This window comes from Pseudonocardia sp. TRM90224 (assembly GCF_021245725.1).
Classification (GTDB): domain Bacteria; phylum Actinomycetota; class Actinomycetes; order Mycobacteriales; family Pseudonocardiaceae; genus Pseudonocardia.
The window spans coordinates 275773-287533 of sequence record NZ_JAJGSX010000001.1 but is presented as its reverse complement, the minus strand read 5'-3'; the positions used below and the strand labels follow the sequence as shown (position 1 = coordinate 287533).

The following is an 11761-nucleotide window of genomic DNA, read 5'->3' as shown; positions in this document are numbered from 1 at the left end:
TGGATGATGACGGAGGGAGCAGGAGATGGCGGCGATGAAGCCCCGGACCGGCGACGGTCCCCTGGAGGTGACCAAGGAGGGTCGGGGCATCGTGATGCGCGTCCCTCTCGAGGGCGGCGGTCGCCTGGTCGTCGAAATGTCGGCGGAAGAGGCGAGCGACCTTGGCGACGCGCTCAAGGCTGCCTCCGGCTGAGCGCTGGGACAGAAGCGAACGGCGCCACCCGGGATCGGGTGGCGCCGTTCGTGTGTTCGGGGATGGGTGTCAGCCCGCGGAGACCGGCTGGGCATGCGTCTCGGCCTGCTCGTCGAGCGTGATCAGCTCGATCGACACCTGCCCGCACATGCACCGGCGGTACCGCACCCATCCCTCCGACGTGTGGTGCGTCGAGAGCACCTTCGCCTCGTCGTTGGGCCAACCGCAGTGCGCGCACCGCATGGGCCGCGCCCCCTCTCGATGTAAGATGTCTTTGTAAGTAGCATCTTACACCCGATCGCTCAGGAGTAATAGGCCAGTGGACTTCATCGGTTACCGCAGTGACGCGCTCGGCGCCGCGGTCGCGCTCGTCAACGCGCTGGCCGAGCTCAAGGCCGACGAGCCGCCCGTCGACGACCAGATGCGGACGGTCCTGACGGCGCACGGCTACCTCGCCGGGCGGGCCCCGAAGTCGGCTGAACCCGCGCTGCGGGCCTGGGCGCGCCGGCTGCGCACGGTGTTCGACGCACCCGATCTCGATGCCGGGGCAGTGGCCGTCAACGCGTTGCTCGCCGACGTCACCGTCGAGCCGCACCTCTCCGGCCACGACGGTCAGCGGTGGCACCTGCACTACTCCCCGCCGGAGGCCGGCGTCGTCGACCGGCTGCGCTCGACCACCGCGTTCGCGCTGGCGATGCTGGTCTCGGAGTACGGCATGGACCGCCACGGCCGCTGCGCGGCCGACGGCTGCACGAAGGTCTACGCCGACACGTCACGCAACGCCGCACGCCGCTACTGCTCGCCGGCATGCGCCAACCGCTCCGCCGTCGCGGCCCACCGCGCCAGGGCCCGCGCCCGAGCCCAGTAGCCGTCGACAACGACGTTCTGGCTGCTTGTTAGCGCTCACATCGACCAAAACGTCGTTGTCGACGGTCACGTGAGGCTGCGGTAGATCTCCACGGTCCTTGTCGCGGCCTGCTCCCACGCGAACTCGCGCACGGCGCGTTCCCGGCCGGCCTCTCCCATTGCCTGCGCTCGTGCGGGGTCGGCGAGCAGGCTGTTGACGGCCTCGGCGAGGCCGCTGCGGAACGTCTGCTCGTCCTCCTCGGCGTAGTGCACCAGCAGGCCGGTGCGCCCGTCGTCGACGACCTCCGGGATGCCGCCGACGTCGGACGCGACCACCGCCGTGCCGCACGCCATCGCCTCCAGGTTGACGATGCCGAGCGGCTCGTACACCGAGGGGCAGACGAAGACGGTCGCCGCCGACAGCAGCTGCCGGACCTCCGTGGTGGGCAGCATCCGCTGCACCCACACGATGTTGCCGCGCGCCTCGGCCAGCCGCGCGACGGCGGCCTCGGTCTCGGCCGCGATCTCCGGGGTGTCCGGCGCGCCCGCGCACAGCACGATCTGCGCCGCGGGGTCGATGTCGTGCGCCGCGGCGACGAGGTGCCCGAGCCCCTTCTGCCGCGTGATCCGCCCGACGAAGACCACACTCGGCCGATCGGGGTCGACGCCGGCGGAGACGAGCGCGTCGCGGGCGGGATCGGGCCGGTAGAACTCGGTGTCGATGCCGTTGTGCACGACGTGCACGCGCTCGGGATCGAGCGCCGGGTAGCAGTCGAGCACGTCCGTGCGCATGCCTGCGCTGACGGCGATCACGGCGTCCGCCGACTCGTACGACGTGCGCTCGACCCACGACGAGAGCCGGTACCCGCCGCCGAGCTGCTCGGCCTTCCACGGCCGCCGCGGCTCCAGCGAGTGGGCTGTCACGACGTGCGGGATGCCGTGCAGCACCTTCGCGAGGTGCCCGGCCATGTTGGCGTACCAGGTGTGCGAGTGCGCGATGTCGGCACCTTCGAGGCCCGCGACCATCGCGAGGTCGACGCCGAGCGTCTGCAGCGCGGCGTTCGAGCCGGCGAGCACCGGCGGAGGGAGGTACGCGTGCACCCCGTCGGCCGAGCGGGGCTCGCCGAAGCAGTGCACGTCGACGTCGACGAGCGAGCGCAGCGCGGGGACGAGGTGCTCGACGTGCACGCCGGCCCCTCCGTATACCTCTGGTGGGTATTCCCTGGTGAGCAGACCGATTCGCACGATCGGCACGGTAGGCCATCCGGGGGGCTTTGGCTCCCCGCGTGTCCAAAGTCGCCTGTTGATCGTCGTCTTCTGGTGGCCGGGCACGGTGCCGGGCACTAGTGTCAGCCGCGTGATGACGCTGCAGGCGGTCCTGGCCGACATGGTCCCGATCGGACGGCAGCGATGACCGGGGGCCGCCCATCGATGGCGATGCAGCGCGGGTTCGCAGCCAACGTTCTCGGCATCGTGCTCGCAGGTGGTGAAGGCAAGCGGTTGTGGCCGCTCACCGCCGACCGCGCGAAGCCGGCAGTCCCGTTCGGCGGCAACTACCGGTTGATCGACTTCGTCCTCTCCAACCTCGTCAACGCGGGGCTGCACCGGCTCTGCGTGCTCACCCAGTACAAGTCCCACTCGCTCGACCTGCACATCTCCACCACGTGGCGGCTGTCGAGCGTGCTCGGGCAGTACATCACCACCGTGCCGGCGCAGCAGCGGCTCGGCCGGCGCTGGTACACCGGCAGCGCCGACGCGATCTTCCAGAGCCTCAACCTCGTCTACGACGAGAAGCCCGACTACATCGCGGTCTTCGGTGCCGACCACGTCTACCGCATGGACGCCGGCCAGATGATCGCCCAGCACATCGAGAGCGGCGCGGGCGTCACCGTCGCCGGCATCCGCGTGCCGCGCGCGGAGGCGAAGGCGTTCGGCTGCATCGCCTCCGACGAGTCGGGGCGCATCACGGAGTTCCTGGAGAAGCCGTCCGACCCGCCGTCGGTGCCGGACGACCCGGACGTCACGTTCGCCTCGATGGGCAACTACGTCTTCACCACCGACGTCCTCATCGAGGCGCTGCGCGCCGACGCCGAGGACGCCGACTCCGACCACGACATGGGCGGCGACATCATCCCGCGGCTGGTCAACGCCGGCGACGCCGCGGTGTACGACTTCGCCGACAACGTCGTGCCCGGCGCCACCGACCGCGACGCCGGCTACTGGCGCGACGTCGGGACGGTCGACGCCTACTACGAGGCGCACACCGACCTCGTCTCCGTGCACCCGATCTTCAACCTCTACAACCAGCGGTGGCCGATCCGCACGGCGATGGCGCCGCTGCCGCCCGCGAAGTTCGTGGAGGGCGGCATCGCGCAGGACTCGATCGTCGGCGCCGGCACGATCATCTCCGGCGCGATCGTCCGGCGCTCGGTGATCAGCCCGAACGTCCGCATCGAGGCGGGGGCCGAGGTGTCGGACTGCGTGGTGCTCGGGGGCGCCCGCATCGGGCGCGGTGCGGTGGTGCGCGGCGCGATCCTCGACAAGAACGTCGTCGTCCCCGACGGCGCGCTCGTCGGGGTCGACCTCGCGACCGACCGCGCCCGCTACACCGTGAGCCAGGGCGGCGTCGTGGTGCTGGGCAAGGGCGTCACCGCGCTCTAAGGAGCCTCTAGCTCCCGAACTTCCCCACCGTTTTGGGTGGATGCGCGCCGAAACGGCGCGCAAGTGCCCAAAACGGTGGGGAAGTTGGTGCCCGGAAACGACAGGAGCCGCGGGCCGTGCCGGTGAGGCGCGGCCCGCGGCTCCTGCCGCGGGGGGAACTCGTCAGTTGGCGTGCTTGTCGATCAGCGCGCCGAGGCGGGGGAGCGCCTCTTCGACGTTCTTCTGGCCGTGCGGACGCAGCTTGCTGTACGTCTTCTTCATGGCGTCCGAGCTCGTCGTCTCCGCGCGCTGGTCGGTGACGCTCAGCAGGGCGTTCGCGGCGTCCGACGGGCGGGCGGCGAGGTAGCTGCCGAAGTCGTTGCCGCCGGTGTTGCGGTAGTCGGCGTAGAACGGCTGGAGCGCGTCGGCGAACTGGTCGAGCATGCGGTCGACGGCGTTCGGCACGGCGCCCGGCTTGAGCTTGTTGACGGCGGCGTAGCCCGTCTTGATGACGGCGCCGGAGACACCGCCCTTGCTCGAAACCTCCTGGCCGACCAGTTCCTGGAGGTCCGACACCACCACGGGCCGCCGGGCCGGGTCGAGGAGGATGTCCTTGAGGGTCTGCGTCACGGTTTTGCGTCCTTCCTTGTGCAGCCGATGTCGTCGGCTCGGGGCGGGACGGTAATGCAAGATCATTCGGCGCCACGCAGCGGCACCCTGCTGAGTCAGCCGATCTTCACCGCTGCGAGCAGACCGTCACCGAGTGGTAGCAGAACGGGTACAAGACGGTCGTCCTCGCGCACCTGTCGGGCGACCTCGCGGGCCGCAAGAGTGCCGGGGTCGACTGCGCTCTGATCCACCACGGACGGCGTCAGCGCGCCGTCGAGGGCGACGATCCCGCCGGGCCGCAGCAACCGGACGGCCTCGTCGAGGTACCGCGGGTGGTCGGCGGGGGCGGCGTCGACGAACACGAGGTCGTATGCGCCGTCGGTGAGCCGGGGCAGCACCTCAAGGCCCATCCCGTTGATGAGCCGCAGCCGCGACGGGCCGTGGCCGGCCGCCGTGAACGACATCCGCGCGAGCCGCTGGTGCTCGGGGTCGACGTCGATCGAGGTCAGGACGCCGTCGGCGGTCATCCCACGCAGGAGCCACAGCCCGCTGACGCCGACGCCGGTGCCGATCTCGACGACCGCGCGCGCCCCGATCGCCGCCGCGAGGAACCGCAGTCCCGCACCCGCGCCGGCGCCGACGGGCACGCAGCCGAGCTGTGCGGATCTGGCTCGGGCACCGAGCAGCACGTCGTCCTCGGCGAGATAGGCTTCGACGTGGTCGCGCAGCGCACCGAGATCCGCCGCATCTTGCGCCGCTACGCCGTCCGGGCCAGTCATGGTCGGAAGGCTACTGCGCTGGTCGCCGCGTGTTGCGACAAGCCGACCAGCGTGGCGGCTGCGAAAAGCCGGGCGGAAACTTCACAGCTTCCTCTCAGACGACTCACACCCCTCTTTCACAGCCATGAGGCACGGTAGAGCCCATCGGTCGGGGTCGTCGGCCGGTGGACGGGCCGGGAACACCACGGGCGGGCCCGTCGTTGGCTGGAAGGCACGACCCGCCGCACGAGGAGCGACCCCACGATGATCGACGGCTCAGCTACGTCGCCGAGCAGCACAGTGCTGCCTGGTGATGGCGCCGAGTGGACGCCGCCGAGCTGGGACGAGGTCGTCAGGGAGCACGCCGACCGGGTCTACCGGCTGGCGTACCGACTGACCGGCAACCCGCACGACGCCGAGGACCTCACCCAAGAGACGTTCGTCAGGGTGTTCCGCTCGCTCGCCTCATACAAGCCAGGCACCTTCGAGGGCTGGCTGCACCGCATCACCACCAACCTGTTCCTCGACATGGTGCGTCGCAGGGCTCGCATCCGGATGGAGGCGCTCCCGGACGACTCCGACCGCATCCCCGGTGCCGGTCCCGAGCCCGAGCAGGTCTTCTCCGACACGCACCTCGACCCGATGCTGCAGGACGCGCTCGACGAGCTGCCTCCTGAGTTCCGGGCCGCCGTGGTCCTGTGCGACGTCGAAGGCCTGTCGTACGAGGAGATCGGTGCCACCCTCGGGGTGAAGCTGGGTACTGTGAGAAGCAGGATCCACCGCGGACGCGCCGCATTGCGCAGCTCCCTCGAGCGGCGCAGGGCAGCGCTCGCGGAGTCGGCGATGCTGGAGGAGGTTCGCGGGTGAGTTCTCGTCGACGGTTCTCGGTGACCGTGCCCGACTGGGGGCAGGATCACCTGTCGTCGGACGCCATCGTCGCCTACGTCGACAACGAGCTCGCTGCAGGACCGCACACCAGGGCGGCACGGCATGTGAGCACGTGTCGTGAGTGCCTGGCGCAGGTTGTCGCACAGGGCCAGGCGCGGTCGGCGCTGCGGTCGGCCGAGGTGCCGAGCCTCCCGTCGTCACTGCTCAACAGCCTTCGCTCGATCCCGCAGGAGACCGAGCTCCCACCGCCTCCCGCCGGCCTGGCCATGACGGCCGACGGCCAGTTCGTCGCGCTGCTGCGTCCGGAGCGGCCCGCGCCCCCGGCAGCGCCGTCGGCACCGGCTGTGACGCCGCACGCGGTCGACGAGCGGGCGACATCGCACCGCCGGCTGAAGATCGGCGCCGGCGCCGCTGTCTCCGGGCTCGCGCTCGGCGCGATGGCACTGGCCGCGCCCAGCTTCTCCACGGCGGCACCGACACCGGAAGATCCCGCGAGGGGGGTCTTCAACGGCCCGGTGCTGGGCGGCACGCCCGTGGTCGACGCCCGCCTGCAGTTCCGGACGGAGAGCGGCGCTCCGACGTCCGAGCGGCCGGCGAAGCTCGCCGACAAGTAGCTCCCGGCTACGCGGACTTCACCACCGCTGATGCACCCTTGGTGGAGAAGCGACGAACATCCACCCGGGAGCCTGCCACCGCCATGACCGAACGTGAGGACTCGGCGGGCGACGACGAGCAGGCCACCACGGAGTTCCCGGCCAGCCCGCCGGTGAGCACCCCGGCCGCGCCGGAGAGCGCGCCGCAGGATGCCGGCCCGGACCTCCGCAAGCCCGAACCCGCCGTCCCGGTCGATGTTGAGGCCGGCAACGGCGAGCCGCCCCGGCTCGGCCCGCGCCCGCTCGACCGGCCGGCCGTCGACGCCGGTTCGGCGCAGATCTTCGGTCGTCCGATCGGTGTCCAGGCCGGTTTCGCCGATGTCCCCGCCGCTCCTGCGCAGCGCCCGAGCCTGGGTGCGCCGCCGCCGGCGGCGCTGGCGAGCGCGTTCGGCCGTCCCGTCACGGAGGCCGGCTCGTTGCAGCGACCTCCGACGAACGGTTCGCACCCCGATCGCGGCGACGCCTCCTTCTGGGACGCGGAGGCCGAGGCCGACCCGTGGCGCAACCCGGAGAGCCCGGCCGCGCTCGGCCCGCCGGCCGCGACCCCGGAGGCCGAGGAAGCCCACGTGCGGCCGTCAGGGGCCCGGCTGAGCCTGCGTGAGGTGCTCTTCGGCGGGCGGGTCGAGCCGCGTGCGCTCGTCGTGCTCGCCGTCGTCGCGTTGCTGATCGGTGCCGTCGGGGGTCTTGTCGGCCGGCTCACCACCGAGGGCGCGGCGTCACTGACCAGTGCCAACCCGTCGCTCACCGAGGTCACTGAGGGCAAAGAGCGCCCGCCGGGCTCCGTCTCCGACATCGCGAGCCGCACCGTCCCGGCCGTCGTGTCGATCGAGATCAAGGTCGGGGACGAGGGCGGTACCGGCTCGGGGATCGTCATCGACCCCGCCGGGTACGTGCTCACCAACAACCACGTGGTCTCGCCGGCCGCGGCGCCCAGCAGCAACGCGACGATCGAGGCGATCTTCGCCGACGGCAGCCGCGGCCCCGCAGTCATCGTCGGGCGCGACCCGAAGACCGACCTCGCCGTCGTCAAGATCAACCGACCGGACGCCGTGGTCGCGACCATCGGCTCGTCCAAGTCGCTCGCCGTCGGCGATGCGGTGATCGCTATCGGGTCCCCGCTCGGCCTGGTCGGGACGGTCACCACCGGGATCGTCAGCGCGCTCGACCGACCGGTCCGCCTCGACGGCGGCGGCACCGACACCAATGCCGTGATCGACGCGATCCAGACCGACGCCGCCATCAACCCCGGCAACTCCGGCGGCCCGCTCGTCGATTCCACCGGTGCCGTCGTCGGCATCAACACCGCGATCCGCAGCATCGGGCAGGGCGAGGGCGGCGGCTCGATCGGCCTCGGCTTCGCCATCCCCATCGACGACGCGCGCTCGATCGCGGAGGAGCTGATCCGCAGCGGCTCCGTCAAGCACGCGGAGATCGGCATCAACGCGCGGTCGGTCACCGACGGCTCCGCCGACGGCGCGCAGGTGCAGAACGTCCAACAGGGCGGGGCGGCCGCGGCTGCGGGGATCGTCGAGGGCGACGTGATCGTGAAGGTGGGCGAGCGCCCCATCGCCGGCGCCGACGAGCTCGTGGTGGCGGTCCGGGAACGCAACCCCGGCGACTCCGTGCCGGTCGAGCTGATCCGGCAGGGCCGTCCGCTCACCGTCTCCGTCGTGCTGACCTCGGACTGAGGGTTAGGCTTCGCGCATGTTCGACAGCATCGGTTGGGGCGAGATCCTGGTCCTCGTCGTGGCCGGGTTGTTCATCCTCGGGCCCGACCGCCTGCCGGAGGCCGCGGCCTGGGTGGGTCGCTCGATCCGGAAGGTCAGGGAGTACGCCACCGGTGCCCGCGAGCAGCTGCGCGGCGAGCTCGGCCCCGAGTTCGACGAGCTGCGCAAGCCGCTCGAAGAGCTGCGCGGGCTGCGTGACTTCAACCCGCGCACGGCGGTGCAGCGGACGCTCTTCGACGACCCGCCGGAGCCGAAGCCGACCAACGGCACGTCGACCACCGGCTTCGTGAAGGACACGAAACCGGCACCGGAGCCGCTCGCCAAGAACGAGCGCCCCCCGATCGACCCCGACGCCACGTAGAACATCCCCACCGTTTTGCCAATTTGCACGCCGTTTTGGGTGTGCAGGTTGGCAAAACGGTGGGGAACTTCTACGAGTGGTCGAGCGGTGGGCGCTGCTGGTGCCAGGTTGTGGCCGTCTGGAAGGCGTGCGCGGCCGCCAGCACCGCGCCGTCGGCGTACCGGGGCCCCACGATCTGCAGCCCGATCGGCAGCCCGTCGCTGCTGAACCCGCAGGGGACGCTCGCCGCCGGCTGCTGCGTCATGTTGAACGGGTAGGTGAACGGCGTCCACGACGTCCAGCGCTCGTGCACCCACTCCGGCGGCGCGGGTCGGCCCGCCTCGAAGGCCGGCACCGGCATGGCCGGGGTGAGCAGCAGGTCGTAGCGCTGGTGGAAGGCGCCCATGCGGATGCCGAGCTCGTTGCGGACGCCCAGCGCGGTGAGGTAGTCGAGCGCGCTCGCAGCCGCGCCGATCTCCGCCGCCGCGACGAGGCCCGGGTCCATCAGCTCCCGCTCCGCAGGGCCGAGCGCCTCCATGGCCTTGGCCGCGCCGGAGAACCACAGAACCTGGAACGACTCGATCGGGTCGGCGAACCCGGGCTCGGCCTCCTCCACGACGGCGCCCAGCTCGCGGAAGACGGCGATGGCCGCGTCGAACGCCGCGACGACCTCCGGGTGCACGTTCGCGTAGCCCAGCGTCCGGCTCACCGCGACGCGCAGGCCTGCCACGGGCGCGTCGATGCCCGCCAGGGTGGGTTCCGGCCTGGCGAGCGCCCACGGGTCGCGGGGATCACCGGTCGAGACGGCGTCGAGCAGCAGTGCGATGTCGGCTGCGGTGCGCCCCATCGGCCCGATGTGCGAGAGCCCGCCGAACGGGCTCGCCGGGTACACCGGGATCCGCCCGTAGGTCGGCTTGAGGCCGGTCGTGCCCGTGAAGGCAGCCGGGATGCGCACCGAGCCGCCGCCGTCGGTGCCGAGGCTGAGCGGCGCCATCCCGGCCGCGACGGCCGCCGCGCTGCCGCCCGACGATCCACCCGGCGTGCGGGTCAGGTCCCATGGGTTGCGGGTGATGCCGGTGCGCGGGGAGTCCGTCACACCCTTCCAGCCCAGCTCGGGTGTGGTGGTCTTGCCGACCATCACGGCGTTCTCGGCGCGCAGCGCGGCGACGGACGGGGCGTCGTCGGGCCACGGACCCGCCGCGTCGATCGTGAGCGAGCCGCGCAGCGTCGGCCAGCCCTCCGTCAGCAGCAGGTCCTTGACCGAGACGGGCACGCCGTCAAGCAGGCCGTCCGGCTCGCCACGGCGCCAACGCTCCTCCGACCGGCGGGCGGCTGCCAGCGCGCCCTCGCCGTCGACGAGGCAGAACGCGTTGATCCCCGCGTCGCACCGCTCGATCCGGTCGAGCACGGCCGCGGTGGCCTCGACGGGGGAGAGCTCGCCGCTGCGGTACGCGGCCAGCAGCTCGGTGGCCGCCAGGTCCGCCGCGTCGAGCGCCCCGTCGATCGAACTGTGCTTGATGCCCGTCATGGGGTCCCTTCCGGCACGTATCCGAGCTTCTTGTCCACCACGTTGCGCAGCGGTTTGCCCGTCACGTAGCGGGCGAGGTTGTCGGCGAACAGCTCGGCGAGCGAGTCGCGCCATCCGACGAGGTCGCCGGACATGTGCGGCGAGATGATCAGCCCCGGCACGTCCCACAGCGGCGAAGCGGGGGTCAGCGGCTCGTGCTCGAAGACGTCGAGCGCCGCTCCCGCGATGCGCCCGGCGTGCAGCGCCTCGACGAGGTCGCCCTCGACGACGAGCGCGCCGCGGCCGACGTTGATCACTCGCGCGGTCGTCGGCAGCGCGGCGATCGCCGTGGCGTCGAGCATGCCGCGGGTGGCGTCGGTGAGCGGCGCGGCGAGGACGAGCCAGTCCGAGGTGGGCAGCAGCGCCGGCAGGTCGTCCATGCCGTGGCGGCCCGCGGCGCGCCGCCTGCCCACCAGCTCGACGCGCATCCCCGCGGCTTCGAGCAGCCGCGCGATTGCGCGGCCGATCGGGCCGCTGCCTACCACGACCGCGGTGCGCCCGGCGATCGATTCGGTCTCGCGGTGGCGCCATTCGTGCTCGGCCTGCAGCGCGAGCGTCCGCGGCAGGTCCTTCGCCATCGCCAGCACGAGCCCGAGCACGTACTCGGCCATCGGGATGTCGAAGACGCCGCGCGAGTTCGTCACCGTCACGCTGGACTCGACGATCCCGGGGAAGATCACCCGGTCGACGCCGGCGCTTGCCGTGTGCACCCATCGCAGGGCGCTGTCGGCGGCCGGCCACGCATCGCGGACTGCGTCGGAGGTGAAGTCCCAGACGAGCAGGACCTCCGTACCGGGCAGCGCTTTCGCCAGCTCGTCGGCGTTGCTCGCGAGCCGTGGTTCGCCGAGGTCGAGCCTTGTCGGCAGATGATCACCGTGCAGCACGGTGATCCGAGGATGGGGCCGCTGAGCTGCGGAAACAGTCAAGCTGGACGTCCTTCCGAGCGGGTGGGCCCTGTGATTGACACGCTAGGAACCGCTCGTATGATTGTCAACAATCCGCGGGCCTGCGGTACCCGACGACGCCGGAGTGGCCCATGTCGAAGTTCATGCGCATCAGCCTCGAACGCCGTGGTGTGACGTGCGTTGCCGAGCTGCTCGAGAAGGACGCTCCGCGCACCAGCGCGGCCGTCTGGGACGCGCTGCCGCTCGGCGGCCCGGTCCAGCACGCCAAGTACGCGCGCAACGAGGTCTACTCGATCGTCCCGCGGTTCGGCCCGAAGATCGGCTACGAGAACACGACGGTCACCCCGATCCCCGGCGACGTCTGCTACTTCGACTTCGCCGGCGGCGTGCTCGACCAGTCGTTCAAGGCCGACCAGGGGATCGACCAGGCCGAGGGCGGCATCGATCTCGCGATCTTCTATGGCCGCAACAACCTGCTGATCAACGGCGACGTCGGCTGGGTGCCCGGCAACGTCTACGCCACGATCGTCGAGGGTCTCGACATCATGGCCGAGGCGTGCCACGACGTCTGGCGTTCCGGCAGCGTCGGCGAGCGGCTCGTCTACCAGCGGCTCGACCGTTCCGACGCCGGCTAG

14 protein-coding genes are annotated in these 11761 nt (G+C 71.5%); 8 read left to right on the top strand and 6 right to left on the bottom strand.

The features are described 5' to 3' along the window. Window positions 1–25: 25 nt before the first annotated feature. Window positions 26–193, top strand: coding sequence for a DUF3117 domain-containing protein (locus tag LL648_RS01140; protein ID WP_084211001.1), 168 nt, complete (start codon window positions 26–28; stop codon window positions 191–193). A gap of 69 nt (window positions 194–262) precedes the next feature. On the opposite strand, the gene LL648_RS01135 is transcribed toward LL648_RS01140, so the two are convergent. Then, the gene (locus LL648_RS01135; protein WP_232660464.1) at window positions 263–436 is read right to left on the bottom strand and encodes a hypothetical protein; all 174 of its coding nucleotides are present in this window, start codon (window positions 434–436) and stop codon (window positions 263–265) included. 76 nt (window positions 437–512) lie between these two features. Between LL648_RS01135 and LL648_RS44940 the strand changes: the two genes are divergently transcribed. Continuing rightward, window positions 513–1061 carry a CGNR zinc finger domain-containing protein gene (locus LL648_RS44940; protein WP_232660463.1) on the top strand — a complete coding sequence of 183 codons (549 nt, stop codon included), beginning with the start codon at window positions 513–515 and terminating at the stop codon, window positions 1059–1061. 65 nt (window positions 1062–1126) lie between these two features. Here LL648_RS44940 and glgA read toward each other — a convergent pair whose 3' ends face one another. After that, window positions 1127–2284 carry a glycogen synthase gene (gene glgA / locus LL648_RS01125; RefSeq protein WP_232660462.1) on the bottom strand — a complete coding sequence of 386 codons (1158 nt, stop codon included), beginning with the start codon at window positions 2282–2284 and terminating at the stop codon, window positions 1127–1129. A 165-nt stretch (window positions 2285–2449) separates the two neighbouring features. Here glgA and glgC point away from each other — a divergent pair, with 165 nt between their 5' ends. After that, window positions 2450–3700: a glucose-1-phosphate adenylyltransferase gene (gene glgC, locus LL648_RS01120; protein WP_232660461.1), complete on the top strand. Its 1251-nt coding sequence runs from the start codon at window positions 2450–2452 to the stop codon at window positions 3698–3700. Between the two features lie 162 nt (window positions 3701–3862). On the opposite strand, the gene LL648_RS01115 is transcribed toward glgC, so the two are convergent. Together LL648_RS01115 and LL648_RS01110 are read right to left on the bottom strand one after the other, a co-directional pair. Continuing rightward, complete coding sequence (locus LL648_RS01115; protein WP_232660460.1) at window positions 3863–4309, bottom strand: DUF6918 family protein; 447 nt, start codon at window positions 4307–4309, stop codon at window positions 3863–3865. 95 nt (window positions 4310–4404) lie between these two features. Continuing rightward, window positions 4405–5067 (bottom strand): O-methyltransferase, encoded by a 663-nt coding sequence (locus tag LL648_RS01110; protein WP_232660459.1) that lies wholly within the window; start codon window positions 5065–5067, stop codon window positions 4405–4407. A gap of 243 nt (window positions 5068–5310) precedes the next feature. Here LL648_RS01110 and sigE point away from each other — a divergent pair, with 243 nt between their 5' ends. The 4 genes from sigE to tatB all read left to right on the top strand — a co-directional run bounded on the left by sigE (window position 5311) and on the right by tatB (window position 8675). After that, complete coding sequence (sigE, locus tag LL648_RS01105; protein WP_232660458.1) at window positions 5311–5913, top strand: RNA polymerase sigma factor SigE; 603 nt, start codon at window positions 5311–5313, stop codon at window positions 5911–5913. Further along, a complete protein-coding gene (locus LL648_RS01100; protein ID WP_232660457.1) occupies window positions 5910–6548 on the top strand; it encodes a zf-HC2 domain-containing protein in 639 nt (212 codons plus the stop codon). The genes sigE and LL648_RS01100 overlap by 4 nt, the downstream gene beginning before the upstream one ends. Before the next feature lie 83 nt (window positions 6549–6631). Then, the gene (locus LL648_RS01095) at window positions 6632–8275 is read left to right on the top strand and encodes a S1C family serine protease (RefSeq protein WP_232660456.1); all 1644 of its coding nucleotides are present in this window, start codon (window positions 6632–6634) and stop codon (window positions 8273–8275) included. A 16-nt stretch (window positions 8276–8291) separates the two neighbouring features. Further along, complete coding sequence (gene tatB, locus LL648_RS01090) at window positions 8292–8675, top strand: Sec-independent protein translocase protein TatB (RefSeq protein WP_232660455.1); 384 nt, start codon at window positions 8292–8294, stop codon at window positions 8673–8675. 70 nt (window positions 8676–8745) lie between these two features. Here tatB and LL648_RS01085 read toward each other — a convergent pair whose 3' ends face one another. Next, window positions 8746–10182 (bottom strand): amidase, encoded by a 1437-nt coding sequence (locus tag LL648_RS01085; protein ID WP_232660454.1) that lies wholly within the window; start codon window positions 10180–10182, stop codon window positions 8746–8748. Continuing rightward, window positions 10179–11147 (bottom strand): D-2-hydroxyacid dehydrogenase, encoded by a 969-nt coding sequence (locus LL648_RS01080; protein ID WP_374111953.1) that lies wholly within the window; start codon window positions 11145–11147, stop codon window positions 10179–10181. The genes LL648_RS01085 and LL648_RS01080 overlap by 4 nt, the downstream gene beginning before the upstream one ends. Window positions 11148–11257: 110 nt before the next feature. On the opposite strand from LL648_RS01080, the gene LL648_RS01075 reads away from it, so the two are divergent. After that, window positions 11258–11761, top strand: a complete 504-nt coding sequence (locus tag LL648_RS01075; protein ID WP_232660453.1) for a DUF3830 family protein — start codon at window positions 11258–11260, stop codon at window positions 11759–11761.